Annotated in this window: 25 protein-coding genes; 7 read left to right on the forward strand and 18 right to left on the reverse strand. The window is 63.6% G+C overall.

Features of this window, described 5'->3' with window-relative positions:
* Nucleotides 1–17 precede the first annotated feature (17 nt).
* Together NN662_RS05470 and NN662_RS05475 are read left to right on the forward strand one after the other, a co-directional pair.
* On the forward strand, nt 18–917 hold the full coding sequence (locus tag NN662_RS05470) for a dihydrodipicolinate synthase family protein (protein WP_261929292.1): 900 nt from the start codon (nt 18–20) through the stop codon (nt 915–917).
* Between the two features lie 22 nt (nt 918–939).
* A complete protein-coding gene (locus NN662_RS05475; protein WP_261929293.1) occupies nt 940–1,650 on the forward strand; it encodes a ribonuclease activity regulator RraA in 711 nt (236 codons plus the stop codon).
* Between the two features lie 30 nt (nt 1,651–1,680).
* Here NN662_RS05475 and NN662_RS05480 read toward each other — a convergent pair whose 3' ends face one another.
* The 7 genes from NN662_RS05480 to NN662_RS05510 all read right to left on the reverse strand — a co-directional run bounded on the left by NN662_RS05480 (nt 1,681) and on the right by NN662_RS05510 (nt 10,081).
* Nucleotides 1,681–2,769 (reverse strand): enoyl-CoA hydratase/isomerase family protein, encoded by a 1,089-nt coding sequence (locus tag NN662_RS05480; RefSeq protein ID WP_261929294.1) that lies wholly within the window; start codon nt 2,767–2,769, stop codon nt 1,681–1,683.
* On the reverse strand, nt 2,753–4,144 hold the full coding sequence (gene lpdA, locus NN662_RS05485; protein ID WP_261929295.1) for a dihydrolipoyl dehydrogenase: 1,392 nt from the start codon (nt 4,142–4,144) through the stop codon (nt 2,753–2,755). Before lpdA ends, NN662_RS05480 begins: the two co-directional genes overlap by 17 nt.
* 4 nt (nt 4,145–4,148) lie before the next feature.
* Complete coding sequence (locus NN662_RS05490) at nt 4,149–5,414, reverse strand: dihydrolipoamide acetyltransferase family protein (RefSeq protein ID WP_261929296.1); 1,266 nt, start codon at nt 5,412–5,414, stop codon at nt 4,149–4,151.
* Nucleotides 5,415–5,417: 3 nt separating this feature from the next.
* The gene (locus tag NN662_RS05495) at nt 5,418–6,431 is read right to left on the reverse strand and encodes an alpha-ketoacid dehydrogenase subunit beta (RefSeq protein ID WP_261929297.1); all 1,014 of its coding nucleotides are present in this window, start codon (nt 6,429–6,431) and stop codon (nt 5,418–5,420) included.
* A gap of 2 nt (nt 6,432–6,433) precedes the next feature.
* The gene (locus tag NN662_RS05500; protein WP_261929298.1) at nt 6,434–7,666 is read right to left on the reverse strand and encodes a 3-methyl-2-oxobutanoate dehydrogenase (2-methylpropanoyl-transferring) subunit alpha; all 1,233 of its coding nucleotides are present in this window, start codon (nt 7,664–7,666) and stop codon (nt 6,434–6,436) included.
* A gap of 71 nt (nt 7,667–7,737) precedes the next feature.
* Nucleotides 7,738–8,865 (reverse strand): acyl-CoA dehydrogenase family protein, encoded by a 1,128-nt coding sequence (locus NN662_RS05505; RefSeq protein WP_261929299.1) that lies wholly within the window; start codon nt 8,863–8,865, stop codon nt 7,738–7,740.
* A 25-nt stretch (nt 8,866–8,890) separates the two neighbouring features.
* Nucleotides 8,891–10,081 carry an acetyl-CoA C-acyltransferase gene (locus NN662_RS05510; protein ID WP_261929300.1) on the reverse strand — a complete coding sequence of 397 codons (1,191 nt, stop codon included), beginning with the start codon at nt 10,079–10,081 and terminating at the stop codon, nt 8,891–8,893.
* Nucleotides 10,082–10,224: 143 nt separating this feature from the next.
* Here NN662_RS05510 and NN662_RS05515 point away from each other — a divergent pair, with 143 nt between their 5' ends.
* On the forward strand, nt 10,225–10,683 hold the full coding sequence (locus tag NN662_RS05515; RefSeq protein WP_261929301.1) for an Lrp/AsnC family transcriptional regulator: 459 nt from the start codon (nt 10,225–10,227) through the stop codon (nt 10,681–10,683).
* Between the two features lie 9 nt (nt 10,684–10,692).
* On the opposite strand, the gene argE is transcribed toward NN662_RS05515, so the two are convergent.
* The 8 genes from argE to cyoA form a co-directional block, all read right to left on the reverse strand.
* Nucleotides 10,693–11,817, reverse strand: a complete 1,125-nt coding sequence (gene argE / locus NN662_RS05520; RefSeq protein ID WP_261929302.1) for an acetylornithine deacetylase — start codon at nt 11,815–11,817, stop codon at nt 10,693–10,695.
* A gap of 47 nt (nt 11,818–11,864) precedes the next feature.
* Nucleotides 11,865–12,173 carry an ArsR/SmtB family transcription factor gene (locus NN662_RS05525; protein WP_261929303.1) on the reverse strand — a complete coding sequence of 103 codons (309 nt, stop codon included), beginning with the start codon at nt 12,171–12,173 and terminating at the stop codon, nt 11,865–11,867.
* A complete protein-coding gene (locus NN662_RS05530; RefSeq protein WP_261929304.1) occupies nt 12,170–13,216 on the reverse strand; it encodes a cation diffusion facilitator family transporter in 1,047 nt (348 codons plus the stop codon). The genes NN662_RS05525 and NN662_RS05530 overlap by 4 nt, the downstream gene beginning before the upstream one ends.
* 89 nt (nt 13,217–13,305) lie before the next feature.
* On the reverse strand, nt 13,306–14,070 hold the full coding sequence (locus NN662_RS05535) for an SURF1 family protein (RefSeq protein ID WP_261929305.1): 765 nt from the start codon (nt 14,068–14,070) through the stop codon (nt 13,306–13,308).
* 52 nt (nt 14,071–14,122) lie between these two features.
* Nucleotides 14,123–14,512 (reverse strand): cytochrome o ubiquinol oxidase subunit IV, encoded by a 390-nt coding sequence (gene cyoD, locus NN662_RS05540; RefSeq protein ID WP_261929306.1) that lies wholly within the window; start codon nt 14,510–14,512, stop codon nt 14,123–14,125.
* Nucleotides 14,512–15,141: a cytochrome o ubiquinol oxidase subunit III gene (gene cyoC, locus NN662_RS05545; RefSeq protein WP_261929307.1), complete on the reverse strand. Its 630-nt coding sequence runs from the start codon at nt 15,139–15,141 to the stop codon at nt 14,512–14,514. The genes cyoD and cyoC overlap by 1 nt, the downstream gene beginning before the upstream one ends.
* A gap of 3 nt (nt 15,142–15,144) precedes the next feature.
* Complete coding sequence (gene cyoB, locus NN662_RS05550; RefSeq protein ID WP_261929308.1) at nt 15,145–17,151, reverse strand: cytochrome o ubiquinol oxidase subunit I; 2,007 nt, start codon at nt 17,149–17,151, stop codon at nt 15,145–15,147.
* 101 nt (nt 17,152–17,252) lie between these two features.
* Nucleotides 17,253–18,188, reverse strand: a complete 936-nt coding sequence (gene cyoA / locus NN662_RS05555) for a ubiquinol oxidase subunit II (RefSeq protein WP_261929309.1) — start codon at nt 18,186–18,188, stop codon at nt 17,253–17,255.
* Between the two features lie 354 nt (nt 18,189–18,542).
* On the opposite strand from cyoA, the gene NN662_RS05560 reads away from it, so the two are divergent.
* On the forward strand, nt 18,543–19,880 hold the full coding sequence (locus NN662_RS05560) for an MFS transporter (protein ID WP_261929310.1): 1,338 nt from the start codon (nt 18,543–18,545) through the stop codon (nt 19,878–19,880).
* Between the two features lie 90 nt (nt 19,881–19,970).
* On the opposite strand, the gene NN662_RS05565 is transcribed toward NN662_RS05560, so the two are convergent.
* The 3 genes from NN662_RS05565 to NN662_RS05575 form a co-directional block, all read right to left on the reverse strand.
* Nucleotides 19,971–21,512, reverse strand: a complete 1,542-nt coding sequence (locus NN662_RS05565) for a tripartite tricarboxylate transporter permease (protein WP_261929311.1) — start codon at nt 21,510–21,512, stop codon at nt 19,971–19,973.
* A 14-nt stretch (nt 21,513–21,526) separates the two neighbouring features.
* The gene (locus NN662_RS05570) at nt 21,527–21,958 is read right to left on the reverse strand and encodes a tripartite tricarboxylate transporter TctB family protein (RefSeq protein WP_261929312.1); all 432 of its coding nucleotides are present in this window, start codon (nt 21,956–21,958) and stop codon (nt 21,527–21,529) included.
* Between the two features lie 93 nt (nt 21,959–22,051).
* Nucleotides 22,052–23,035 carry a Bug family tripartite tricarboxylate transporter substrate binding protein gene (locus tag NN662_RS05575; RefSeq protein WP_261929313.1) on the reverse strand — a complete coding sequence of 328 codons (984 nt, stop codon included), beginning with the start codon at nt 23,033–23,035 and terminating at the stop codon, nt 22,052–22,054.
* A 128-nt stretch (nt 23,036–23,163) separates the two neighbouring features.
* On the opposite strand from NN662_RS05575, the gene NN662_RS05580 reads away from it, so the two are divergent.
* The 3 genes from NN662_RS05580 to NN662_RS05590 are packed head-to-tail and all read left to right on the forward strand — an operon-like array spanning nt 23,164 to nt 26,338.
* Entirely contained in the window at nt 23,164–23,847 is a 684-nt protein-coding gene (locus NN662_RS05580; protein ID WP_261929314.1) for a response regulator transcription factor, read from the forward strand.
* Nucleotides 23,844–25,256: a sensor histidine kinase gene (locus tag NN662_RS05585; RefSeq protein ID WP_261929315.1), complete on the forward strand. Its 1,413-nt coding sequence runs from the start codon at nt 23,844–23,846 to the stop codon at nt 25,254–25,256. The genes NN662_RS05580 and NN662_RS05585 overlap by 4 nt, the downstream gene beginning before the upstream one ends.
* A complete protein-coding gene (locus NN662_RS05590; protein ID WP_261929316.1) occupies nt 25,253–26,338 on the forward strand; it encodes an ABC transporter substrate-binding protein in 1,086 nt (361 codons plus the stop codon). The genes NN662_RS05585 and NN662_RS05590 overlap by 4 nt, the downstream gene beginning before the upstream one ends.
* Nucleotides 26,339–26,344 lie beyond the last annotated feature (6 nt).

Raw genomic sequence — 26,344 nt, forward strand, 5'->3', positions numbered from 1 at the left:
CCCGAGAGGACAACTGCATGGCCCACGATCTCGACACGGCCCTCAAGGGCATTTCCGGCATTCTGGTGACGCCTTATGACGAGAACGGCGACATTGCGCCGGCCCGACTGAAACCGATCATCGATCACGTTCTGGGCGCCGGGGTGCACATTCCGGTCGTCAACGGCAATACCGGCGAGTTCTACGCACTGACGACCGATGAAGCCTGCGCCATGGTGACGGAAGTGACCGGCATGGTCGACGGCCGCGCGCCGGTGCTGGCCGGCGTCGGCCGTGGCATTCGCGACGCCTGCCGGCTGGCGAAGACGTCCGCAGATGCAGGGGCGGCGGCGCTGATGATCCATCAGCCGCCGGACCCGTTCGTCTCGCCGCGAGGCACCGTCGACTACATCAAGGCGGTCAGCGACGCATCCGGTGGCCTGCCGATCATGCTCTATCTGCGCAACGACGCGATCGGCACCAAGGCGATCGCCGATCTTTGCGCCGTGCCGGGCGTCAAGGGCGTCAAGTGGGCGACACCCAATCCGCTGAAGCTCGCCGAGGCGATTGCCGCCTGCGATCCCTCCATCGTCTGGGTCGGCGGGCTTGCCGAAGTCTGGGCACCGGCATTTTATGCGGTCGGTACGCGTGGCTTCACCTCCGGACTCATCAATCTCTGGCCGGAGCGGTCAATGGCCATCCATGCGGCGCTGGAAGGCGGCGACTACGGCAAGGCGCGTGAACTGATTGCCGCCATGCGGGCTTTCGAGGAGGTCCGCGCCGAAGAGCTGAACGGCACCAACGTCACCGGCGTCAAGGCGGCGCTGAAGGCGATCGGCAAGGATTGCGGTGCGACGCGACCGCCGTCCGCCTGGCCGCTGACGGCGGCGCAACAGGGCAAGATGGAAGGTTTCCTGCGGGCCAACGGCCTGATCTGAAGCATGTGATTGAGGACAAGACATGAAATCCGAGACCAAAGAAAAACTGATGGGCGTCTCCGTCGCCACGCTCGCGACGGCGCTCTTCAAGCGCGGCCTGCGCAACCAGGTGATCCAGGGCGTCCATCCGGTGAAGATGAAGGGCAAGAACATGGTCGGCCCGGCTTTCACGCTGCGCTACATGCCGGCCCGCGAAGATCGCAATCAGCTCACCGAGTTCCGCAATCCGCAGCATCCGCAGCGCGTCGCGATCGAGACCTGCCCGGAAGGTCATGTCATGGTCATCGACAGCCGCAAGGATGCGCGCGCGGCAAGCGCCGGCGACATCCTGGTAACGCGCCTGATGGTGCGCGGCGGGGCGGGGATCGTGACCGACGGCGGCTTCCGCGATGCGGTCACGATCGGCGAGCTCGATATTCCGGCCTATCACACGCGGCCCTCGAGCCCGACCAACCTCACCCTGCACGAAGCGATCGAGATCAACGGTCCGATCGGCTGCGGCGACGCGCCGGTGTTTCCGGGCGACATCATCGTCGGTGATGACGATTGCGTCATCGTCATCCCGGCGCACATCGCCGACGAGATCGCCGACGAGGCAGCGGAAATGACAGTCTACGAGGATTTCGTCGTCGACCAGGTGAAGGCCGGCGAGACCATCATCGGCCTCTATCCGCGCACCAAGGACGAGCACCTGGCGACGTTCGAAGCCTGGCGCAAGAAGAACGGGCGCTAAGCGTAGGCTATTCGATCTTTTAAGCCGGCTCTACGTGAAGAGCCGGCTCTCCGCCTTCGGAAAGAAGGCGTCCACCTCTTCGGCCGTCACCTCCGCGAGGCTCGATGCCTTCCAGCGCGGGTTTCGGTCCTTGTCGATTACCGCCGCGCGGATGCCTTCGTAGAAATCGTCACTCTTCAGCACTGCTGCAGTGGCGGCGAACTCGCGTTCAAGGCATTCCTCGAGAAGGGTGGTATGGCGACCGAGCCGCAGGAGCTTCAGCGTCACCTTGAGGCTCAGCGGCGATTTCGACTTCAGCACCTTGAGCGTCTCGATCGCGAAGGGGCTTTCGTTGCGCTGCAGGACGGCGAAGATGTCTTCCATGACATCGAAGGCGAAGGTCTGGTCGATCAGCGTCTTGTCCTGTTCGAGCTTGCCACGCGGCAGGCCAGCCTCGAACCCGCGGATCAGGGCGGAGATGTCGGCGCGTGTGCTGCCGGGTGCAAGTGTCGTCAGGGCATCAATGAGTGCGGGAAGTCGTTCGCTTTGAACATAGAAGTCGGCAAGGCCGAGCGTGATGACGTCGGCGGCGGCAAGCTGACTGCCGGTCAGGCCCGCATAGGTGCCGAGTTCGTTGCGCTGGCGGCTCAGGAACCATGATCCGCCGATATCGGGAAAGAAACCGATGCCTGTCTCCGGCATGGCAAAACGTGTCCGCTCGGTGACGATGCGATGGCTGCCATAGACCGAAACCCCGACACCGCCGCCCATGACGATGCCGTCCATCAACGCGATATAGGGTTTCTTCAGCCGGTGGATGCGGGCGTTCATCCGGTATTCCTCGGCCCAGAAGGTCACCGGCAGGTCGGAACCGGATTTGCCGCCCTCGTAGAAGGCACGGATGTCGCCGCCGGCGCAAAGGCCGCGTTCGCCTTCTCCGGTGATCAGCACGGCGGCAATTCCGTCATCGGCCTCGAATTCATCCAGCGCCGCCTCGATGTCGCGGACCATCGAGAGCGTCAGGCTGTTCAGCGCCTTGGGGCGGTTCAACCGGATACGGCCAATCGCGCCTGCGACTTCCGTCAGCACGAGCTCTTCGGCCGGCTCCGGCGATGTCCGCGTCTCAGATGTGGATTGCATGACCGAGTGCCTTCAATGCTGCCTCCTGCAGGGCTTCGCTGCGGGTCGGGTGGGCGTGGATGGTGGCGGCGATGTCTTCCAGCCGCGCACCCATCTCGATGGCGAGGGCAAAGGTGCTCGACAGTTCCGAGACGCCACTGCCTACCGCCTGGATACCGAGTACCACATTCGTTTCCGCCTGTGCCACCACCCGCACGAAGCCTTCCTCCGCTTCCGTCGTCATTGCCCGGCCGTTCGCGGTGAACGGGAACTGGCCGATGCGTATGTCGGAGCTTAGCGCCCGTGCCTCGTCGGGCAAGAGGCCGGCGGAGACTATTTCGGGATCGGTGAAACAGATCGCCGGGATGCAGCGCTTGTCCCATTCGCGTTTCATGCCGGCAATGATCTCCGCCACCATCTCGCCCTGCGCCATGGCGCGATGGGCGAGCATCGGTTCGCCGGTCACGTCGCCGATGGCGTAGACCCCGCGCATGGAGGTGCGGCAGCGCTCGTCGACGCGGATGAAGGGGCCGGCGCGGTCGAGGTCGAGTTCTTCGAGCCCGCTGCCCTGCGTTCGCGGACGTCGGCCGACGGTGACCAGTACCTTCGCCGCTTCCAGCCGTCGTTCGCTGCCATCTGCGGTCTCTATCAGCAAGGCGTCGCCGTCGAGCCCTTTGGCCTTTGCTCCGGTCAGGACTTCGACGCCCAGATGTTTGAGCCGCGTCTGAACCGGGCGGACCAGATCCGTGTCATAGAGCGGCAATATCTGTCCGGTCGCTTCGATGATCGTGACTTTGGCGCCCATCTTGGCGAATGCAGTGCCGAGTTCCACCCCGATATAGCCACCGCCGACGATCGCCAGTGTTTCCGGCACCGCCTTCAGCGACAGGGCTTCCGTCGAGGAGATCACCCGGCCCCCGAAGGGCAGGGAGGGAAGCTCGACCGGCGCGGATCCGGTGGCGATCACGACGGTCTCGGCGCGGATGAGCTGGGCGCCGGTTTCGGTCTCCACCTCCACCGTCTTGCCGTCGCGGAAGCGGGCGGTGCCTTCGACGACCCTGACCTTCGCCTTGCGCAAAAGGCCGGCAACGCCGCCGGTCAGCCGGCCGACGATGCCGTCCTTCCACTCGACCGTCTTTTCAAGGTCGAGCTTCGGCGTGTCGAGGCTGATGCCGATGCGGCTCTGGCCGGCGGCCATCTTCTGGACTTTCTCGAACTCGTCGGCGGCGTGGATCAGAGCCTTTGACGGAATGCAGCCTATGTTGAGGCAGGTGCCGCCCGGCTTGCCGGCATCGACGATGACGGTGTCGATGCCCAGCTGTCCGGCGCGTATGGCGCAGACATAGCCGCCGGGGCCGGCGCCGATGACGAGAAGTCTGCAGGTCATTTCCTTCATCGCATCAGTCCTCGATAAATATCAGCGCAGGCGTTTCGAGAAGCGCCTTCAGCCGCTGGATGAAGGTCGCCGCGTCCCAGCCGTCGACAATGCGGTGATCGAAGCTCGACGACAGGTTCATCATCTTGCGGGGCACGAACTGGCTGCCGTCCCATGCCGGGCGGGTGGCGATCTTGTTGACGCCGATGATGGCGACCTCCGGATGGTTGATGACGGGCGTAGAGACGATGCCGCCGAGTGCGCCGAGCGACGAGATGGTGATGGTCGAGCCGCTCAGTTCCTCGCGTGCGGCGGTATTGGTGCGCACCGCATCGGCAAGGCGCGCAACCTCCGCCGCGCAGTCCCAGATGCTGCGGGCTTCCGTATGCCTGACCACCGGGACTGTCAGTCCCGTCGGCGTCTGCGTCGCCACGCCGATATGCACGCCGCCGTGGCGGGTAATCACGTTCGCGTCGTCGTCGAAGGTGGCGTTGATCGCCGGCTGTTCGGCGATCGCCTTGACCATGGCCCGCATCAGGAAGGGCAGGACGGTCAGCTTCGGCTGGCTCGACTTGCGGCCATTGTTCATCGTGGCGCGCAGCTCCTCAAGATCGGTCATGTCGACTTCCTCGACATAGGTGATGTGGGGGATGCGCGAGGTGGCAAGCGTCATCTTCTCGGCGATGCGACGGCGAAGGCCGGTAAGCTTCACCTGCTCGCTGCTCGTGTTGCGCTTGAGACCCGCCGGGGCGGTTTCCGGCCCTGCGCCATGCGCAAGAAACTGCTCGATATCCTCATGGCTTATCCGGCCGGCCGGGCCGCTGCCCCGGACCTGGCGAAGATCGATGCCGGCGTCTCGCGCCCGCTGGCGTACGGCTGGCGAGGCGAGAGGCTTTGCCGCAGGCGGCTGCGGTTTGGGGGCTGCAGCGATGGGCTGCGTCGTCTTCGGAGTTTCGGCTTTGGTGGGTTCGTCCCGCGCGGCCGGCTTCTGCTCTTCCTGTGGCTCAGCCGGCGTGTTCTGCTCCGGAGCTTGGTCCATGGAGACCGATGCGTCCGTCTCGATCTTCAGGAGCGGCGCCTTGACGGCGATCGTTTCGCCGACTTCCCCACCGAGCCATGTCACGATGCCGGCGACGGGCGAGGGGATCTCGACGGTCGCCTTGTCGGTCATGACGGCCGCAAGCACCATGTCCTCGCGCACCGGGTCGCCGGGCTTTACATGCCATTCGACCAGCTCCGCCTCGGCGATGCCTTCGCCGACATCCGGCATCTTGATGGTGTGTTCGCTCATGGCTCAGCCCTCCATCACCTGTTGCAGGGCGCGGCCGACGCGCTCGGGACCGGGAAAATAGCTCCATTCCTGCGCATGCGGGTAGGGCGTATCCCAGCCGGTGACGCGGATGATCGGCGCTTCGAGGTGATAGAAGCAGTTTTCCTGCACCAGAGCGGCGATCTCGCCGCCGAACCCCGACGTCAGCGTCGCCTCGTGGACGACCACGCAGCGGCCGGTCTTCGACACCGACTGAACGATCGTTTCCAGGTCGAGCGGCACGAGCGAACGCAGGTCGATCACCTCGGCGTCGATGCCGGTCTCTTCGGCGGCGGCGAGCGCCACATGCACCATCGTTCCATAGGCGATGACGGTGACGGCCGCACCTTGGCGGCGGATTTCGGCCTTGCCGATCGGGATTGTGTAATGGCCCTCCGGCACTTCGCCGAGCGGATGCTTCGACCAGGCGACGACCGGGTTCTCATGGTGTCCGTCGAAGGGGCCGGAATAGAGCCGCTTCGGTTCGAGGAAGATCACCGGGTCGGGATCCTCGATTGCCGCGATCAGCAGGCCCTTGGCGTCGTAGGGGTTGGAAGGCACGATCGTCTTCAGACCGCAGACATGGGTGAACAGCGCCTCGGGGCTCTGGCTGTGGGTCTGGCCGCCGAAAATGCCGCCACCGGTCGGCATGCGCACGACGATCGGGCAGGTGAAGTCGCCGTTCGAGCGGTAGCGAATGCGGGCGGCTTCCTGGGTTAGCTGGTCATAGGCCGGATACATGTAATCGGCGAACTGGATCTCGACACAGGGTTTCAGGCCGTAGGCTGCCATGCCGATCGCAGCGCCGACGATGCCGGATTCCGAGATCGGCGCATCGAAGCAGCGCGTCTTGCCGTATTTCGCCTGCAGGCCCTGCGTGCAGCGGAAGACACCGCCGAAATAGCCGACATCCTCACCGAAGACGACGACATCGTCGTCGCGCTCCATGGAGACATCCATGGCGCTGCGGACGGCTTCGATCATGGTCATCCTGGCCATATTCAGTACCCCGCCTGCTGGCGTTGGCGACGGATATGCGGCGGCATGTCCTGATAGACGCCCTCGAAGATGTCACGCGCCGAAGGCTTGGCGCCGGCATGCAGCGTGCCGTGGCTTTCGGCTTCCTTCTGTGCCTGGATGACGCTGTCCATGATCTCCGCCTCCGCCTGTACGTGGCGTTCCTCCGACCATGCGCCACGCAGGATCAGATGTTTTTTGAGCCGCAGCACCGGATCGCCGAGCGGCCAGGCCTCGGATTCCGTCTTCGGCCGGTAGGCGCTCGGATCGTCGGAGGTCGAATGGGCGCCGACGCGGTAGGTGACATATTCGATCAGCGTCGGCCCAAGATTGCGGCGCGCGCGCTCGATCGCCCAGCGGGCGACCGCATGGACGGCGAGGTAGTCGTTGCCGTCGACACGCAGCGAGGGGATACCGAAGCCGAGGCCGCGGGCGGCGAAAGTGCCCGAGCCGCCGCGGGCAATGCCCTGGAAGGTCGAGATCGCCCACTGATTGTTGACGATGTTGAGGACGACGGGTGCCTTGTAGGTGGAGGCGAAGACGAGGGCGGAGTGGAAATCGGATTCTGCCGTCGAGCCGTCGCCGATCCACGCAGCGGCGATCTTCGTGTCGTTCTTGATGGCCGAGGCCATGGCCCAGCCGACCGCCTGGACGAACTGTGTGGCGAGATTGCCTGAGATGGTGAAGAAGCCATGCGCCTTTGACGAATGCATCACCGGCAGCTGGCGGCCATGCAGCGGGTCGGCCTCGTTGGAGAAGATCTGGTTCATCATCGTGACGAGCGGGTAGCCGTCGGCGATCAGCAGGCCTGCCTGTCGGTAGGTGGGGAAGTTCATGTCGCCCTTCGACAGCGCCTTGCGGAAGGCGCAGGAAACGGCTTCCTCGCCCAGATGCTGCATGAAAAAGGAGGTCTTGCCCTGGCGCTGCGCCATCAGCATACGGGCGTCGAAGGCACGTAGCGTCATCATGTGGCGCAGGCCATCCAGAAGCTCGTCATCGCTCAGCGATCCGGCCCAGGGGCCGACGGCCTCGCCGTCGCGGTTGAGCACGCGGATGATCGAATAGGCGAGGTCGCGGATCGTCTCCGGCGCCGCGTCGATCTCGGGTCGTGGCACACTGCCGGCCTTGGGGATCTTCACGTTGGAGAAGTCCGGCTCGCCGCCGGGGCGCACCGCCGGTTCCGGAACATGCAGGCTCAGATGACCGGGCTCATTCATGCGTCATTCTCCTCCTCTTTCAAATTCAGGCTTCCGCCGCGGCCCCTCTTCCGGCGACGGAAGCCCGCCCGCTACAAGGCGCGGGCGATGACCATGCGCTGCACGTCGCTCGTGCCTTCGTAGATCTGGCAGATGCGGACGTCGCGATAGATGCGTTCGACCGGGTAGTCGGCCATGTAGCCATATCCGCCGTGGATCTGGATGGCGTCGGAGCAGACCTTCTCGGCCATTTCCGAGGCGAAAAGTTTTGCCATAGAGGCTTCCGAAAGACAGGGCAGGCCGGCCTCCTTCAATGCAGCGGCGTGCAGCACCAACTGCCGGGCTGCCTCGATGCGGGTTGCCATATCGGCGAGGCGGAAGGCGACGGCCTGATGGTCGAAGATCGGTTTGCCGAAGGCGTTGCGCTCGTGGGCGTAATCGCGGGCCGCCTCGAATGCGGCGCGCGCCATGCCAACGGCCTGGGCGGCGATGCCGATGCGCCCGCCTTCGAGATTGGCGAGCGCGATGCGATAGCCTTCGCCTTCCTCGCCGAGACGCAGGTCGGCCGGGATGCGCATGTCGGTGAAGGCGATCTGGCAGGTGTCGGAGGAATGCAGGCCGAGCTTTTCTTCGACCCGCACGACCTCGTAGCCGGGCGTGTCGGTCGGCACGATGAAGGCGGAAATGCCCTTCTTGCCGGCGGCCGGATCGGTGACCGCGAAGATGATGACCATCTGGCCGTTCTTGCCCGACGTGATGAACTGCTTGGCGCCGTTGATGACGTAATGGTCGCCGTCGCGCACCGCCTTGGTCTTCAGGTTGGATGCGTCGGAGCCGGCCTGCGGCTCGGTCAGCGCGAAGCCGCCGATCCATTCGCCGCTGGCGAGCTTCGGCAGGAAGCGTTCCTTCTGCGCGTCGGTGCCGAATTTGAGGATCGGCACGCAGCCGACGGAACTGTGGACGCTCATGATGGTGGAGCAGGGGCCGTCGCCGGCGGCAATCTCTTCCAGCGCGATGGCATAGGCGACGGCACCCGTCTCCGATCCGCCATAGGTTTCCGGCACCAGCATGCCAAGGAAGCCGAGGTCACCCATCTCCTTCAACTCCTCCTTCGGGAAGCGGGAGTGCCGGTCGCGGTCCGCAGCACCCGGCGCCAGGCGCTCGCGGGCAAAATCGCGGGCCATGTCGCGGATCTGTTCTTGTGCTTCCGTCAGGATCATGCGCGGGTCTCCTCCCAGTTCCGTGTTATCGCGGGCGCTCGACGGCGATGGCGGTTGCCTCGCCGCCGCCGATGCAGACCGCCGCCATGCCGCGATGGACATCATAGCGCTCCATTGCCGCCAACAGGGTCACGATGATGCGCGCGCCGGAGGCACCGATCGGATGGCCGAGCGCGCAGGCGCCGCCATGGACGTTGACCGTGTCATGCGGCAGGTCAAGGTCGCGCATCGCGGCCATGGCGACAACCGCGAAGGCTTCGTTGATCTCGAAAAGATCGACATCCTTCAGGTGCCAGCCGGTCTTCGCCGAGAGCTTTTCCAGCGCGCCGATCGGGGCCGTGGCGAAGTGGGCGGGGGCCTGCGAATGGGTTGCGTGGCCACGGATCACCGCGAGCGGTGTCAGTCCGCGCCGTTCCGCCTCCGACCGTCGCATCAGGACGAGGGCGGCCGCGCCGTCGGAAATGGAGCTGGAATTGGCCGCCGTCACCGTGCCGCCGTCGCGGAAGGCCGGTTTGAGGGTGGGGATCTTTTCGGGCTTCGCCTTGCCCGGCTGTTCGTCTGTGGCGGCGAGCGTTTCGCTCTTGCCATTGCGCACGGTGACCGGAACGATCTCGCTTTCGAACAGGCCGGTGTCGATGGCCTTTTGAGCACGGTTCAGCGAGGTGATGGCGTAGTCGTCCTGCATCTCGCGGGTGAACTGGTAGGCCTCGGCGCAGTCCTCGGCGAATGTCCCCATCAGTCGGCCCTTGTCGTAGGCGTCCTCCAGCCCGTCGAGAAACATGTGGTCGATAACGCGACCATGGCCGAGGCGATAGCCGCTGCGGGCCTTTTCCAAGAGGTAGGGGGCGTTGGTCATGCTTTCCATGCCACCGGCGATGCAGGTGGCGGCCGAACCTGCCGCGATCAGGTCATGGGCGAGCATGGCGGTCTTCATGCCGGAGCCGCACATCTTGTTGATGGTGGTTGCACCCGATGCGTAGGGAATGCCGGCGGCGATGGCAGCCTGTCGGGCCGGCGCCTGTCCGAGACCGGCGGGGAGCACGCAGCCGAAGACCACCTCGTCAATGATGTCGGCGGAAACATTGCCGCGTTCGAGGGCGGCGCGGATCGCGCTGGCGCCGAGTTCTGGCGCGCTGGTTCCGGCAAACTGCCCCTGCAGGCCGCCGATGGCGGTGCGGGCGGAGCCGACGATCACGACCGGATCTTCCGTTGTCATTTCCACCTCCCAATGAAACTGACTTGATGTCTTGGATAATAGCACTCTTCCAGGCGCGTTTCATCGCTAATTCGATTGACGAAATTGGTCTAAATGATAGCTTTGATCCATTATTCTGGAATTTCGGGGATCATATGATCTAGATGGACGATCTCGACGGCTTCGACCGAAAGATTCTCAAGGTCCTGAGCGAGGAGGGGCGCATCAGCTGGCGCGATCTCGCCGCGCGCATCGGCCTGTCCTTTTCTCCGACGCTCAGGCGTGTGCGCAAGCTGGAGGAGAGCGGTGCCATCCAGGGCTATGCCGCGCTCTTGGACGAAGGGCGGATGCTCGGCACGCTCGGCGTCTTCATCTCCGTGACGCTCGAACGCCAGACCAAGGACGTGCTACTGGCCTTCGAGGGTTGCGTGACGGATATCCCCGAGGTCGTCGGAGGATACCAGACGAGCGGCAGTTCAGACTATTTGCTGCATGCCATGGTGCGCGATCTGGAACATTACCAGCGGCTGCTCGACATCCTGACGGCGGCGCCGGGCGTGGCGCGCATCCAGTCGAATTTCGCCATCAAGACCTTCGTGCGGCGGTCGGCCTTTCCCGCATGATCGCTACCGTCAGGCAGCGCAGTGGTCGCCGAGCGCGCGGATCATCGACAGGCAGGCCTCCAGCTCGCTGATCAGCACATATTCGTCCGGCTTGTGGGCGCGACCGATGTCGCCGGGACCGCAGATGATGGCGTCGATGCCGGCCTGCTGGAACAGACCGGCCTCGGTGCCATAGCTGACGGCGGCGAGGCTTTCGTTGCCGCTGAGCTCTTCCACAAGCGTTGCAAGCGGCGCATCGGCGGCAAGCGAGAGGGCCGGATAGGCATTCAGCTCCGTCCACTCGACCTCGAAGCCGTCTTTCGCCAGCGCTTCGGCTGCCTCTTTCACCTGCGTCAACAGTCCGGCCGGATCGACGCCGGTGATGGCGCGCGCCTCGACCTGCATGACGGCTTCCTCCGGGATGATGTTGAGGGCCTGTCCGCCGGAAATGATACCGGCCTGCATGGAGGAGTAAGGCGGCTGGAAGGCGTCGTCGAAGGGGCCGGTCGCCAGGTTCGCCGCCTGCGTGATCGTCGCGTTCAGGACGTTTGCCATGGCGTGGATGGCGTTGCGGCCGAGATCGGGGCGGGACGAATGGCCGGCAAGGCCCTTCACGGTGATCCGCGCTGCCGCCTTGCCCTTGTGGGCGCGCACCGCACGCATGCCGCTCGGCTCGCCGATGATTGCGCCCAGCGGCTTGGCGCAGAGGTCCGGGATTTTTGCGATCATGTGCGGCACGCCGCGGCAGCCGGCTTCCTCGTCATAGGAAAAGGCGATGTGGATCGGATGCTTGAGTTCTCGTTTGGCGAACTCGGGTGCGGCGGCAAGGACGGTGGCCAGAAAGCCCTTCATGTCGCTCGTCCCGCGGCCGAAGAGGTGGTCGCCGTCCCGGCGCATGGCAAAGGGGTCGCTGCTCCAGTCCGGTTCTCCGGCCGGCACCACGTCCATGTGTCCCGACACTATGTAGCCTGGCCGGTCGGCGGGGCCGAGCGTCGCGAACAGGTTAGAACGATCGCCCTCGGGACCGGGGATCAGCGTAACCTTCGCGCCGATCTTTTCCAGATAGTCGGCAATCCAGGCGACGATCTCGCCGTTCGGCGTTCCGACGACGGAGGGGAAGGCAATCAGGCGGTCGAGGATTTCGGCAGGGGTCATTGTCATTCTCTGTTCGTGTTGGCGGTCCGGCACGTAGTCGGATGCGGCTATTCCTCTGCCTCCTCGGCGGCGTGTTCGGTGATGTCGGCCAGCATATGGCGGACATGCTGGTCTGCGGCCTCGTAGAAGACCTGCTTGGCGCGGCGCTCGCTGCGCACCAGTCGGGCGGCGCGAAGCAGGCGGAGATTGTGGCTGACCAGCGACTGGGAGGCGCCGACACGCGCGGTGATATCGCCGACCGACATCGGCTCGTTCAGGCAGCACAGCAATATGCGCAGGCGCGTCTGGTCGCCAAGCAGCCGGAAGGTTTCGGCGATGATGGTGATGTTGGCGTCATCAGGTGCTGCGGTCGTCAATGCGAATGCCCTCCGGCCGCATGCCCATGATCATGGCCGACGTGACCCTGGGCGGTCGATGCGACTGGCTTCTTCGCACCGTTCTGCCGCTCGATCGGGCAGGTATTCTTGTGGCCGTCCCAGTCGATCTCGATGGTCGAGTGCCTGATTTCGAATTCGGCGGACAGTTCCGATTTCAGCCGCCGTTGCGTTTCGGCCGGATCGGCGCCCTCGACCAGGGTGATCTCCATGGTCGCCGTGGTCTGGCCGGAGGTGATCGACCAGACGTGGACATGGTGGACGTCGGCGACACCATCGACCGCCTTGCGCAGATGCGCCCGCATGGTTTCGGGATTGGCGCCGTGCGGCGATCCTTCCATCAGGATGTTGAGCGAATTCTTCAACAGAATCCAGGCGCTGCGCAGTACGAGAGCGGAGAGCAGCAGCGACAGGATCGGGTCGATCGGCATCCAGCCGGTGAAGTAGATGACGATGGCGGCGACGATCGCGGCCACCGAACCCAAGAGGTCGCCGAGCACATGCAGCATCGCGCCCTTGATGTTCACATGATCGCTGTCGCCCTTCATCAGCATCATGAAGACGCCGATATTGACGAAGAGCCCGAGGACGGCGATCAGGAACATCGGCCCCGCTAGCACGGAGGAGGGGTTGAGCAGCCGCATGACCGCCTCATAGGCGATCCAGACGACGAGCAGGATCAGCGCCAGCGCGTTGATGAAACCGGCAAGGACCTCGAAGCGCATATAGCCGAAGGTCCGCTTGTTGTCGCCGGACTTGCGGCCAAAGTAGAAGCCGGCCCAGGCGAGTGCCAGTGCGGCGGAGTCGGTCAGCATGTGGCCGGCATCGGCGATCAGGGCGAGCGAGCCGGATATGAGACCGCCGGCGGCTTCGGCGATCATGAAGCCGAATGTGAGGACAAAGCCGAGCAGGACCGCGCGCTCGTTGTTGGTGTTGACGCTCGGCGCATGGCTGTGGCTGCCGCCGGAATGGGCGTGTTCGTGCTTTCCGTCCGGCGCTCCGTGTGCGTGATCGTGTCCGGCCATGGCCTGCTCCTCAAGACTCAAATCGATACTGAAACGCATCATATGAATAATTGTTCATATGTAAATGCGATATAGTCGAGGTCTAGTCGTCAGTCGTCCGACGCGCCGTCCGGATTGCGCCGGTAACGAAGGGCAATGTAGCCGCCGGCAATCGCCATCAACGCCATGACGTACCAGGTGATGGCATAGGAGAGATGGCTGTTGCGGAACTGCACGATCGTCAGGCCGCCGATCGGCAGGCCACCGGGATTGGGCGTCGCATCGGCGTCGATGAAGTAGGGGGCCACGTTGCCGAGACCGCGGGAGGCGGCCATCGCCTCGACATCGCGCGAATACCAGCGGTCGTCTTGTGGCGCATTGGAACGCAGCAGCGTGCCCTTCGGCTCGTTCATGCGGAGGAGGCCGGTCACGGTGACTGTCCCTTCCGGCTCGCCGTCCATGCGGCCTGCCCGGTCCTTGCGATCGAGGGGCACGAAGCCGCGATTGACGAAGACGATGGAACCGTCGTCCTCTTCCAGCGGCGTCATCACCCAGTAGCCGGGACCGCGTTCCGTCGAGGCATAGACGAGCGCTTCCTTGTCATTGAGGAAACGGCCGGTGGCGGTGACGTGGCGGTACTCGTCCTTTTCGGCGGTCACGGACGACCAGTCGGCTTCTGCCGGGGCGGGTGCCGCGGGCGCATGGACGCGTGCGTCGACGCGCGCGATCAGATCGAGCTTCCAGTGGAGCCGCTGCACCTGCCAGGTGCCGAGTGCGGTGAAGACGGAGAAGAAGAACAGCGTCAGTATGCCGACGGTCAGCCATTTGCGGGCGCTGATGGGCTTTTGCGCTTGGCTTGGTGCGGCAGGCTTCATGTCTCTGTCCCATATGTGCGAAGCGGCCCCTGAGGGCCGCTTCGGTCAGCCGTCAGGGCAGCTGCTTTATCATGTCTTCCATCTGCGGCATCATGTTGGTGTTCAAATGATGCATGACCCACAGCGATCCGGAGAGAGCGATCAGCACGAGGATGACGGTGAAGATCAGCGCCATCATCGTCCAGCCGCCCTGCGACTTGCTGTCCATGTGCAGGAAGTAGATCATGTGGACGACGATCTGGACGAGACCGAGCGCCATGATCAGCGTGGCGGTGACCATGCGGTCGCCGATGACATCGCCCATGACCAGCCAGAACGGAATGGCCGTGAGGATGACCGACAGGACGAAGCCGGTCAGGTAGGACTTCAGCGTGCCGTGGCTGGCATGGGTTTCGTGATGGTCGTGACCGTGATGGCCGGCGGCGTGGTGTTCGGCGCTCATCAGAGAACTCCCATGAGATAGACGAAGGAGAAGACGCCGATCCAGATGACGTCGAGGAAGTGCCAGAACATCGACAGGCACATCAGGCGGCGCTTGTTGTCGGCGATCAGCCCGTGCTTGGCGACCTGAAGCATCAGCACGACCATCCAGACGAGACCGGAGGTGACGTGCAGGCCGTGGGTGCCGACGAGGGTGAAGAAGGACGACAGGAAGGCGCTGCGGCCGGGGCCGGCGCCCTCATGGATCAGGCTCGAGAACTCGTAGAGCTCGATGCACAGGAAGGCGAGGCCGAACAGGCCGGTGATCGCCAGCCAGCCGAGCACGCCCTTGCGGTTGCCCTTTTCCATTTCCAGCATGGCGACGCCGTAGGTGATCGACGAGAACAGCAGCATGGCGGTGTTGACCGCCACCAGCGGCAGCTCGAAGATTTCCTTCGGGTTCGGGCCGCCGGCATAGCTGTGGCCGAGAACGGCGTAGCTCGCAAACAGCATCGCGAAGATGAGGCAGTCGCTCATCAGGTAGATCCAGAAGCCGATTGCGGTGCCGTTTTCCGCGTGGTGCTCTTCGGTTGTGTAGAAGGCGTAGCTTTCGCCGTTCGCCGGGTGCTTTTCCATTGCAGTATCCGTCATGGGTCAGGCCTCCAGCGCAGCGAGTTGCCGGGTGCGCTCGGCCTCGACGCGAACCACGTCTTCCGCGGGGATGTAGTAGTCGCGCTTGTAGTTGAAGGTATGGACGATGGTGACGCCGAGGATCGACACGAAGGAGACGACGGCGAGCCACCAGATGTGCCAGACCATGGCGAAGCCGAAGGCGATGCTCAGACCGCCGAGGATGATGCCCGTCGGGGTGTTCTTCGGCATGTGGATCGGGATGAAGCCTTCCTGCGGACGCTTGTAGCCGTGCTTCTTCATGAACCACCACGCGTCGTGATCGTAGACAATCGGCGTGAAGGCGTAGTTGTAGGACGGCGGCGGCGAAGAGGTCGACCATTCCAGCGTACGGCCGTTCCACGGATCGCCGGTCTCGTCCTTCAGCGCTTCGCGGTTCTTGAAGGAAACGTAGAGCTGGACGAGGAAGGACAGGATGCCGAGCAGGATCAGGAATGCGCCGAAGGCGGCGATCTGGAACCAGATCTGCAGCGACGGATCCTCGAACTGGCTCATGCGGCGCGTCACGCCCATCAGGCCCAGAACGTAGAGCGGCATGAAGGCGAAGTAGAAGCCGATCAGCCAGAACCAGAAGGACATCTTGCCCCAGAAGGCGTCGAGCTTGAAGCCGAAGGCCTTCGGAAACCAGAAGTTGATGCCGGCAAAGACGCCGAACACGACGCCGCCGATGATCACGTTGTGGAAGTGGGCGATCAGGAACAGCGAGTTGTGCAGCACGAAGTCGGCCGGCGGGACAGCGAGCAGGACGCCCGTCATGCCGCCAATGACGAAGGTCACCATGAAGCCGATCGTCCAGAGCATCGGCACTTCGTAGCGGATGCGGCCGTGATACATGGTGAAGAGCCAGTTGAACATCTTCGCGCCCGTCGGGATCGAGATGATCATGGTCGTGATGCCGAAGAAGGCATTGACCGAGGCGCCCGAGCCCATGGTGAAGAAGTGGTGCAGCCACACGATGTAGGACAGCAGGGTAATGACCACCGTCGCGTATACCATCGAGGTGTAGCCGAACAGCCGCTTGCCGGAGAAGGTGGCGACGACTTCGGAGAAGACGCCGAACAGCGGCAGGATCAGGATGTAGACTTCCGGGTGGCCCCAGATCCAGATCAGGTTGACGTAGAGCATGGCGTTGCCGCCATCGGCATTGGTGAAGAAGTGCGTGCCGACGTAACGGTCAAGCGACAGCATGGCGAGCACGGCGGTCAGGACCGGGAAGGCGGCGACGATCAGCACGTTGGTGCAGAACGAGGTCCAGGTGAAGACCGGCATCTTCATCATCGACATGCCCGGGGCGCGCATCTTCAGGATGGTCACGATCAGGTTGACGCCTGATAGCAGTGTCCCGATGCCCGCCACCTGCAGGCCCCAGATGTAATAGTCGACCCCCACGTCCGGACTGTAGAGGATGCCCGACAGTGGCGGATAGGCCAGCCAGCCGGTCTTGGCGAACTCGCCGACGAACAGCGAGATCATCACGATCACCGCGCCGGCGACCGTCATCCAGAAGGAGAAGTTGTTGAGGAACGGGAAGGAGACGTCGCGGGCGCCGATCTGCAGCGGCACGACAAAGTTCATCAATCCGGTGACGAAGGGCATGGCCACGAAGAAAATCATGATCACGCCATGGGCCGTGAAGATCTGGTCGTAGTGATGCGGCGGCAGGTAGCCGTCCGATCCGTTGAAGGCGATCGCCTGCTGCAGACGCATCATCAGCGCGTCGGCAAAGCCGCGCAGCAGCATGATGACGGCCAGAACGATGTACATGATACCGATCTTCTTGTGGTCGATCGAGGTGAACCATTCGTTCCAGAGGTATCCCCACAGGCGGAAATAGGTCAGCGCGCCGAATACGACGGCGCCGCCGAGCGCCACGACGGCAAACGTCGCGACCAGGATCGGCTCATGGTAGGGAATGGCGTCAAGCGTCAGCTTGCCAAAGAGGAATTTCATCAAATCCGGATCGGAAAACATCGGATTTCCTTTGAGTTATCTTTCTAACTGTCAATGCGTCCGGCGCGTGTGGCGCCGGGTCCGGCTTCGCGCCGAGGCGAAGCCGCAGCAGCGGATGCGGATCATCCCTCGGGGCGGATCGCTTTCTTTTCGTCCAGCGCCGCCTTCTCAAGCACGCCATCGGGTGCCCGGCAGACCAGCCCGGCGTCGATCATCGCCATTTCGCTCATGCAGGTCTCGGACGGATCGGCGCACATGTCGAGGATCTTGTCGTAAAGACCGGCATCAGTGCTGGCGTAGTAGCGGACCGGCTCCTTCTCGCTCGGCTTGGCGAGATCGAGATAGGCGGCGCGGGTCAGACTGTCATTGCTGGCCTTGACCTTGGCGACCCAGTCATCGAAGCCGGCCTGATCGAGGCCGTGGAACTTGAAGCGCATGTGCGAGAAGCCGGCGCCGGAATAGTTCGCCGAGAAGCCTTCGTACTCGCCCGCCTTGTTGATGACGGCGTGCAGCTTCGTCTCCATGCCGGCCATGGCGTAGATCTGGCCTGCCAGCGCGGGGACGTAGAACGAGTTCATCACGGAAGAGGCGGTGATCTTGAAATTGATCGGAACATCGACCGGGGCCGCGAGTTCATTGACTGTGGCGATGCCGTAATCGGGATAGAAGAACAGCCATTTCCAGTCGAGAGCCACGACTTCCACGGTCAACGGCTTGACGTTGGGATCAAGGGCCTTGTCCTCGGCGACACGGTCAAGCGGGCGATAGGGATCGAGAGTATGGGTGCTGATCCAGGTAACCGCGCCAAGCGCGATGATGATAGCAAGGGGAGCAGCCCAGATGACAACCTCGAGACCGGTCGAATGATCCCACTCCGGATCGTACTTGGCGGCCGTGTTCGACTGGCGATAGCGCCAGGCGAAGAACAGGGTTGCGGCAATAACGGGAACGACGATCAGAAGCATGAGGACCGTCGCAATGACGATCAGATCACGCTGCTGGATGGCGATGTCGCCGGAGGGCGCCATGACGACCCAGTTGCATGAGGCAAGCATCATGCAAAGGAGTGACGCAGCTCCAAATCTCCAAATTTTCTTCACGGTTCTACCTTGCGTTATGGTGTCCTATTTTCCCCCACTCCTCTTGGGTACGAGCCGGTAAATGATCCAGATCAAAATGCCTATGAGGTGATGTGACGCAGTGCAGCAAAAATTCGACAAGAATACGCCAACAAAAAGGCGGGGCATCCCGCACCCCTTCGGATGTGGCCGGCGGCCGTTCCGGCAAGGTCCATTTGACGCAGGCAGTCCTCGCGCGCATATTTGGTGGGCGAGGAGTGGAATCGCAGGCGATGGCCTCACGGGGACGCCGGCGGAGAATCAGAGCTCGATGAAGCTTGGAGGAGTTACTTAATGAGTGTTGCAGGTCAGATCAGCGATCATCCGAATTCTGCCGGACTGGAGCGAGATGCGCGCTTCATGCATGCGGATCGCGGAACGGATGCGGGCAAGATAGCGCTGGGCGTTATCCTTGGCCGGTCGTCGGAGTTCTTCGATTTCTTCATCTACGCCATTGCGTCGGTACTCGTCTTTCCGTCGCATTTCTTTCCAAACTTTCAGCCGCTTGAGGGTATCCTCCTGTCGTTCGCCGTCTTCTCGCTGGCCTTCATCGCCCGCCCGGTCGGCACCGTGGTCTTTACGGTCATCGACCGCCTGTACGGTCGCGGAACGAAGCTCATCATCGCGCTGTTCGTGCTCGGCGGCTCGACCGCCGCAATGAGCTTCCTGCCGGGCTATGACGAGATCGGCTACTGGGCGGCAGCCATGCTGATCGTGCTGCGTCTCGGACAGGGCTTCGCGCTCGGCGGCGCCTGGGACGGTCTTGCCTCTCTGCTGGCGCTGAACGCGCCGAACAATCGCCGCGGCTGGTACGCGATGATGCCGCAGCTCGGCGCGCCGCTCGGCTTCCTGCTGGCCGCCGGCCTTTTCACCTATTTCGTGCTGGCGCTGAAGACGGAAGACTTCCTCGAATGGGGATGGCGCTATCCGTTCTTCGTCGCCTTCGCGATCAACGTCGTGGCGCTGTTTGCCCGTCTCCGCCTGGTGGCGACGCGTGAATTCGGCGAGCTCCTGGAACGGGCCGAGCTGATGCCGGTCAAGACCGTCGACCTTATCCGCAACCGTGGCGTGGACGTGGTGATCGGCACCTTCATCCCACTCGCCAGCTTCGCCATGTTCCACCTCGTGACGGTCTTCCCGCTGAGCTGGATCACCCTCTACTCGGATCATCCGGTCCACAGCTTCCTGCTTGTCGAAATGCTCGGCGCCTGCATCTGTATCGGCACGATCATCCTGTCGGGCATGCTGGCCGACAAGATCGGTCGTCGCGGACAGCTGACGGTCTCGGCGGTGCTGATCGCCATCTTCGCTGTCACTGCGCCATTCCTGCTCGACATGGGTCGCAGCGGTCAGGATGCCTTCGTGCTGCTCGGCTTCGCGGTTCTCGGCCTGTCCTTCGGTCAGGCTGCGGGTGCCGCGGCCTCGCGCTTCGGCCGTGTCTACCGTTATTCGGGTGCGGCGCTGACGTCGAACTTGGCCTGGCTGATCGGTGCCGGTTTCGCTCCGTTGGTTGCTCTGAGCGTCGCCCATGCCTTCGGCGTCGCCTATGTCGGCATCTATCTGTTGTCGGGCGCGGTTTGCACGCTGGTCGCGCTCTATTTCAGCAAGACGGTGGAAACCGCCGACGACTGAGCCAGGCCAGGGTTTTCAGACCGAGAATCAGAAAGGGCACCGGATTTCTCCGGTGCCCTTTCTCTTTTGCTACGTCTGAAGTGTGAAACCTCAGTCGGCTTCTGTTTCTGCGACTTCCGGGACGGTCGGCTTGGCACGGCGCAGATACTTGCCGGCGATGATCGGCAGGACGAAGCCGGCGACGGCAAGCGTCCAGATCGAGATCGACAGCGGCGAGGCGACCAGCGTCGACCAGTCTCCGTTGGAGATTGTCATGGCACGCCGGAGATTGACTTCCATGGCGTTGCCGAGCAGCACCCCCATGATGACAGGCACCAGCGGGACGTCGAGCTTGCGCAGGACCCAGCCGAGAACGCCGAACAGGATCATGACCATCAGGTCGAAGGTCGAGCCGGAGATGCCGTAGATACCGACGAAGGAGATCATCGCGACCGCCGGCATCAGGTACTTGGTCGGGATCATCAGGATGCGCACGAAGATGCCGACCATCGGGATGTTGAGCGCCAAGAGCATGACGTTGGCGATGATCAACGCCGCGATCAGGCCCCAGACGACGTCCGGGTTCTTGGTGAACAGCAGCGGGCCGGGGGTGATGTTGAGCGCCATCAGCATGGCGAGCAGAACCGCGGTCGTGCCGGAGCCGGGAACGCCGAGCGCCAGCATCGGCACCAGGGCGCCACCGGCAGCGGCGTTGTTGCCGGCTTCGGGAGCTGCGACGCCACGCGGATCGCCCTTGCCGAACGTCTTGTCCTTGTCGGAAATCTTCTTTTCCAGGCCATAGGCCATGAAGGAGCCGAGCGAGGCGCCGGCACCGGGCAGGACACCGGCCAGGAAGCCGATGACGGTCGAGCGCGAGATGGCGCCGAAGCAGCCCTTGAGCATGGCCCAGGACGGCAGCATGCGGCCGATCTTGACCTTCGAGTCCGGATTGCCGTCGGTCTCCTCGTTGCGGTGCTCGAGGAAGATGAAGACTTCCGACAGTGCGAACAGGCCGACGATGGCGACCAGGAAGTTGATGCCGTCGTAGAGATGAACGTTGCCGAAGGAGAAGCGCGGAACGCCCGTCTGGCCGTCGACGCCGACCATGGCAATGCCGAGACCGAGGGCTGCGGCAAAGGCCGCCTTGCCCTGATTGGCGCTGGCGATGCCGCCGAGCGTGGCGAAGGCGAGCACGTACAGGGCGAAGTATTCGGCCGGGCCGAACAGCAGCGCCAGCTTGACGAGCTGCGGGGCGAGGAAGGCAAGGCCGATCGTTGCGACGAAGGAACCGACGAAGGAGGCGATGCCGGAGAGCGCCAGCGCTTCGCCGGCCTGTCCGTTCTTGGCCATCGGATAGCCGTCGAGCGTGGTCATAACCGCCGGCTCGTCGCCGGGAATGTTGAGCAGGATCGACGAGATGCGGCCGCCATACATGGCGCCGTAATAGACGCTCGTCAGCAGGATCAGCGCCGGCGTGGCGCCGAGGCCGAGAGAGAAGGCGAGCGGGATGAGGATGGCGACGCCGTTTGACGGACCGAGGCCCGGCAGTGCGCCGATGATGGTGCCGAGGAAACAGCCGATCAGGGCGAGCAGCAGGTTCTGCCAGGTCAGTGCGACCGCGAAGCCGTCGGCAAGGGCGAATAGGGTATCCATGACTGTTCCTCCCCTTAGAAGCCGAACGGTCCCTTGGCGAGCGAAAGGCCAAGGATGAGATGGAAGATGGCGTAGATGCCGACGGAGATGCAGAACCCGGCGATGATGGATTCCAGCGGTGTTGCACCGAGACGCCAGGCGAGGAAGGCCGAGGCGAAGATGGTCGCGATCACGAAGCCGGCTTCCGGCAGTGCGTAGGTGTAGGCGATCATCACCGCGACCGACAGGCCGATCTCGAACAGGCGGCTGACGGCCGGCCAGTGGGGATCGCTATCGGGAAGGAAGAAGATGGCGACGCTGGCGATGGCCAGAACGATGCCGACGATGATTGGAAAAGTCTTGGCGCCCACCGGATCGGTGATGAAGCTGGTTTCGATCAGGGTCGCCTGCCAGATGTAGAAGCCCGCCAGCAGAACCCCGACAACGCCGAGAACGCGGTCGCTCATGTTGCCTCCCACGATATGTCTCCCGTGTTTGATCTTACAAGAAGTCCGGGCGAGGAGATACCTGCCCGGACCATTGATGCTCAGTTGCCTGGTTTACTTGATCAGGCCGATTTCCTTGGAAATCGAGGTGATGTCGTTGACCGATTCCTGAACGAAGGCCTGGAAGTCTGCGCCGCGCTTGTCGAGCGGAGCGAGGCCGTTCTGGGCCATGATGTCCTTCCATTCCTTGGAGTCGTAGACCTTGCCGATCGACTCGACCCAGTAGTTGTAGGCTTCGTCGGACATGTTGCCCGGAGCGTAGAAGCCGCGCCAGTTGGCGCCAACCACGTCGATGCCCTGTTCCTTGGCGGTCGGGAAGGAGGCGAAGTCGCCTTCCAGACGCTCGGGGGCGAGAACGGCGATGACCTTGATGTCGCCGGAGTCGACGAAGCCCTTGGCTTCGGACGCGTCGCCGGTGAAGGCCTGAACGCTGCCGGCCAGAAGCTGGGTGACGGCTTCACCGCCGCCATCGAAGGCGACGTACTTGATCTGGCGAACGTCTTCGACGCCGGCCTTCTTGGCGGCCATCAGCACCTTCAGGTGGTCCCAGCCGCCAACGGCGGAGCCGCCTGCGACAGCGACGCTGGTCGGGTCGGCCTTGATCTTGTCCATCAGCTCGGGAAGCGTGTTGATCGGCGAATCCTTGGCAACGGCAATGATGCCGTAGTCGGCGCCGACGGAAGCGACCCAGCGAACCTGATCCATGGTGTTGCCCGGGAACGCGCCCTGGGCAAGACGGGTTGCCGTCGCAGAGGACGCGGCAACGACCAGGTTGGAATCGTCGTTACGCTTGCCGACCACGAAGGCGTAAGCCACGCCGCCGCCGCCGCCAGCCATGTTGGCAACCTGAACGGTGCCGTTGACCAGCTTGAGGTCCTGGAGCGCCTTGCCGACCTGACGGCAGGTGAAGTCCCAGCCGCCGCCCGGGTTTGCCGGTGCGATGCACTCCGGAGAATCCGGTTCAAAGGCGAAGGACGGTGCAGCGAAGGTTGCGACCGTCATGACGGCAGCGAAGGTTGTCGTTATCAGTTTTTTCATGAATCCCTCCTCAGGAATGAATGGATGACGCGGGCTGCCTCCGAACAGAATCCGCGATCGGCGTTTACGCTAGTCGAGAAAGCTGTCATTAACCTGTCACCCCACTGGAGAGCCCGGGAGGCCGCGCGATGCGGTTCTTGCTTGTTGAAGATACGTTGGATGTCGCCGAGGCCATTGCCGGCCGGCTCGGCAATGCCGGCCATGTCGTCGACCTTGCCCAGACACTGGAAGATGCCTGGCATTTCGCCGTGACGAACGACTACGATCTGGTCATTCTCGACATGAACCTGCCGGACGGCTCGGGCCTGAACTTTCTAAAGCGCCTGCGCCAGGAGCAGATCGTCTTTCCGGTGCTCGTCCTGACTGCCAGGCTCTCCGTCAACGACAAGATCGGCGCGCTCGACTACGGCGCCGACGACTACATGGTCAAACCCTTCGATTTCGGCGAGCTCGAAGCGCGCATCCGGGCGATCGTCCGGCGCGGCAGCACGCAGAGCGACCGGTCGATCGCCGTCGGCAACCTCACCTTCGACATGGCCGAACGATCGCTGACGGTCGACGGCAAGGAGGTTGAACTGACGCGACGGGAAACGATCCTGCTGGAGATATTCCTGACCAATCGCGGTCGGGTTCTGGAGAAGGAGGAGCTGCTGACGCGGCTGTTCGGGCTGGAGAGCAACAGCAATGCGAATGCCGTCGAGCTTTACGTCGCAAGGCTGCGGCGCAAGCTGGAGGGGGCCGACCTGGAAATCCGCACCTTGCGCGGCATCGGCTACCAGGCGCGTGACACGGTTCAGGGGAAATCCGCTTGACGATCTCCGGCGTTTCCTTGCCGTCTTCGCGTGGCCCGTCGGTTGCAACGCGACTGGCACTTCTTCTGACGGTCCTGCTGTTGCTGGCGTCGACGGTGGCGATCTATGCGGCCTACAGCTATGGCCGGGCGGCGGCGGACGAAACATATGACCAGCTGCTGACCGGTGCCGCGCTGCAGATTTCCGAACGCATCTCGGTCAGCAACCGGCAGTTCGAGGCGGATATCCCGCTGTCGGCCTTCGAGCTTCTGGCGCTCGCGAAGGACGACCGGATCTTCTACCGCATCTTCGATTCGACGGGCGAGACGGTGACGGGCTATGACGATTTTCCCCTGCCGCCGGCCGGGCGGGAAAAGGGCAATCGTCCAGTCACCTATGAGACCAACTATGCCGGCGCGCCGGTCAGAGCGGTCATGCTGACCCGTTATCTCGCGGAGAAGGGCGTCAGCGGGCCGGTTCGCATCATTGTCGCGCATACGACGGAAGCGCGCACGGCGCTTGCCCGCAGCATTGCCCGGCGCGCCATGCTGCTCGTCGTTCTCGCCGGCGTGGCCGTCATCTTTCTTGCCATCCTCGCGATGCGGCTGGCACTTCGCCCGCTCGACCGTATCGAAAGGGCAATCATTGCCCGCGATCCCCTCGACCTGTCGCCCTTTACCTCGACGACGCCGCGCGAGGTCGAGGCGCTGGTCGGTTCCATCAACCGGTTCATGGAGCGGCTGTCGCGGCGCGTGCATGCGCTGCAGGATTTCGTCGCCGATGCGGCCCATCAGATGCGTACGCCGATCACGGCAATCCGCGCGCAGGCGGAACTGGCCGTCGAGGAGGACGATCCGGAACGGCTGAAGATGCTGGTGCGCCGCATCCGGGCCCGCGCCATCGGCGTCGGCAGGCTGACCGACCAGCTGCTCTCGCACGCGCTCGTCACCCACCGGTCCGACACCGCCGTCCTGGCGCCGCTCGATCTGCGCCGCGTCGCGCTCGAGGCGGAACGCGAGTTCCGTTCCATCTCGTTCCAGCAGAACTCGTCGATTGATCTCGACCTGCCGGAAGAAGAGGTGTGGATGACGGGGGATGCCTTCTCGCTGAAGGAGGCGATCAAGAACCTGATCGCCAATGCCTATGCCCATGGCAAGCCGCCGGTCGGCGTCGCGGTTCTTCAGAAGGACGGCAAGGCGATCGTCAAGGTCACCGACCAGGGCGGAGGATTTTCCGCCGCCGATCCGTCCGAGATCGGCAAGCGCTTCGCCCGCAACGAGAACAAGCCGGAAAGCGCCGGTCTCGGCCTCGCCATCGTGCGCGAGGTGCTCGTCTCTCACAATGGCGACATCATCACCGGCACCGACGCCACCGGCTTCTGGATCGGAATGCGCTTCGACGTCGTTCGGAATGAGGAGGCAGTATCATGAGCCCGCTCCACGCTCCCTTCGTTCGCCTGGCTCGCGCTTTCGGTGTCTTCTGTTTGCTCGCGGTGGGTGCCGTTGCCGCGCGGGCCACGGATACGGATTTCCCGGCGCATTCGGGCAAGGCCACCGAGACGCTGGTGATCGCCAGCATTACCGACCTCAGGGCTTTCCGGCCACTGATCGAGGGGTTCCAGAAGCGCTATCCGGACGTCGCCATTCACTACAGCGAGACGACCAGCGAGTATCTCGATGCAGCCATGGCGTCGGCCTGCAAACAGAAGCAGTTTGCCGCCGATCTCGTGATTTCCTCGTCGATTGCCGCACAGGTTCAACAGGTCAATAATGGCTGCGCCCAGAAGATCGGCGGCACGGCGGCGGCGAGCCTGCCGGACTTCGCGAAATGGCGCGGCGAGCTTGTCGGCGTCACCTTCGAGCCGGCGGTGATCGTCTACAACAAGGCGGGGATTGCGCCTGCCGAGGTGCCGCAGGACCGGTTCTCGCTGGTCGATCTGTTGCGCGAACCGGGCCGTTTCGACGGACGGATCGGGACCTACGACATCGAACGCTCGGGCGTCGGCTACATCTTCGCCTTCGAGGATGCGCTGCAGGCGAGCACCTGGGGGCGTCTCATCGAAAGCTTCGGCCGCAACCGGGCGCAGACCTTCTGCTGCACGTCTGAAATCCTTGACCGGGTCGCCGACGGCCGGTTGCTGTTCGGCTACAACGTGCTCGGTTCCTATGCGCTCGCCCGGCAACAGACCGATGACCGGATCGGCATCATCTTCCCCTCCGACTATACGCTAGTTCTTGCGAGGGCGGCCTATATTCCGCGCGAAGCCCGCGCCGCTGCCGTTGCCAGCCTGTTTCTCGACTATCTGGTCTCAAGCGAAGGGCGGGCGCTTCTCGCCGGTCCGCCGCAACTGTTCTCGCCCGTCGATGGCCCCGCCGTGTTGAGCAAGCTCACATCGGACGGCGAACAGACGCTGCGAACCATCGGTCTCAATCCCACCCTGCTGGTCGCGTTGGACAAGCAGAAGAAGCGCAGCTTCATCCAGCAGTGGCAGCAGTCTTTAGCGCCGCGCTGATCTCGT

It is taken from the genome of Rhizobium sp. NRK18 (assembly GCF_024385575.1).
In the GTDB taxonomy this organism is placed as follows: domain Bacteria; phylum Pseudomonadota; class Alphaproteobacteria; order Rhizobiales; family Rhizobiaceae; genus JANFMV01.

What these genes read in the sequence shown, in the direction of transcription:
- NN662_RS05470 (WP_261929292.1), top strand. Translation starts at nt 18, where the DNA reads ATGGCCCACGATCTCGACACGGCCCTCAAGGGCATTTCCGGCATTCTG.
- NN662_RS05475 (WP_261929293.1), top strand. Translation starts at nt 940, where the DNA reads ATGAAATCCGAGACCAAAGAAAAACTGATGGGCGTCTCCGTCGCCACG.
- NN662_RS05480 (WP_261929294.1), bottom strand. Translation starts at nt 2,769, where the DNA reads ATGCAATCCACATCTGAGACGCGGACATCGCCGGAGCCGGCCGAAGAG.
- lpdA (WP_261929295.1), bottom strand. Translation starts at nt 4,144, where the DNA reads ATGAAGGAAATGACCTGCAGACTTCTCGTCATCGGCGCCGGCCCCGGC.
- NN662_RS05490 (WP_261929296.1), bottom strand. Translation starts at nt 5,414, where the DNA reads ATGAGCGAACACACCATCAAGATGCCGGATGTCGGCGAAGGCATCGCC.
- NN662_RS05495 (WP_261929297.1), bottom strand. Translation starts at nt 6,431, where the DNA reads ATGGCCAGGATGACCATGATCGAAGCCGTCCGCAGCGCCATGGATGTC.
- NN662_RS05500 (WP_261929298.1), bottom strand. Translation starts at nt 7,666, where the DNA reads ATGAATGAGCCCGGTCATCTGAGCCTGCATGTTCCGGAACCGGCGGTG.
- NN662_RS05505 (WP_261929299.1), bottom strand. Translation starts at nt 8,865, where the DNA reads ATGATCCTGACGGAAGCACAAGAACAGATCCGCGACATGGCCCGCGAT.
- NN662_RS05510 (WP_261929300.1), bottom strand. Translation starts at nt 10,081, where the DNA reads ATGACAACGGAAGATCCGGTCGTGATCGTCGGCTCCGCCCGCACCGCC.
- NN662_RS05515 (WP_261929301.1), top strand. Translation starts at nt 10,225, where the DNA reads ATGGACGATCTCGACGGCTTCGACCGAAAGATTCTCAAGGTCCTGAGC.
- argE (WP_261929302.1), bottom strand. Translation starts at nt 11,817, where the DNA reads ATGACCCCTGCCGAAATCCTCGACCGCCTGATTGCCTTCCCCTCCGTC.
- NN662_RS05530 (WP_261929304.1), bottom strand. Translation starts at nt 13,216, where the DNA reads ATGGCCGGACACGATCACGCACACGGAGCGCCGGACGGAAAGCACGAA.
- NN662_RS05535 (WP_261929305.1), bottom strand. Translation starts at nt 14,070, where the DNA reads ATGAAGCCTGCCGCACCAAGCCAAGCGCAAAAGCCCATCAGCGCCCGC.
- cyoD (WP_261929306.1), bottom strand. Translation starts at nt 14,512, where the DNA reads ATGAGCGCCGAACACCACGCCGCCGGCCATCACGGTCACGACCATCAC.
- cyoC (WP_261929307.1), bottom strand. Translation starts at nt 15,141, where the DNA reads ATGACGGATACTGCAATGGAAAAGCACCCGGCGAACGGCGAAAGCTAC.
- cyoB (WP_261929308.1), bottom strand. Translation starts at nt 17,151, where the DNA reads ATGTTTTCCGATCCGGATTTGATGAAATTCCTCTTTGGCAAGCTGACG.
- cyoA (WP_261929309.1), bottom strand. Translation starts at nt 18,188, where the DNA reads ATGATGCTTGCCTCATGCAACTGGGTCGTCATGGCGCCCTCCGGCGAC.
- NN662_RS05560 (WP_261929310.1), top strand. Translation starts at nt 18,543, where the DNA reads ATGAGTGTTGCAGGTCAGATCAGCGATCATCCGAATTCTGCCGGACTG.
- NN662_RS05565 (WP_261929311.1), bottom strand. Translation starts at nt 21,512, where the DNA reads ATGGATACCCTATTCGCCCTTGCCGACGGCTTCGCGGTCGCACTGACC.
- NN662_RS05570 (WP_261929312.1), bottom strand. Translation starts at nt 21,958, where the DNA reads ATGAGCGACCGCGTTCTCGGCGTTGTCGGGGTTCTGCTGGCGGGCTTC.
- NN662_RS05575 (WP_261929313.1), bottom strand. Translation starts at nt 23,035, where the DNA reads ATGAAAAAACTGATAACGACAACCTTCGCTGCCGTCATGACGGTCGCA.
- NN662_RS05580 (WP_261929314.1), top strand. Translation starts at nt 23,164, where the DNA reads ATGCGGTTCTTGCTTGTTGAAGATACGTTGGATGTCGCCGAGGCCATT.
- NN662_RS05590 (WP_261929316.1), top strand. Translation starts at nt 25,253, where the DNA reads ATGAGCCCGCTCCACGCTCCCTTCGTTCGCCTGGCTCGCGCTTTCGGT.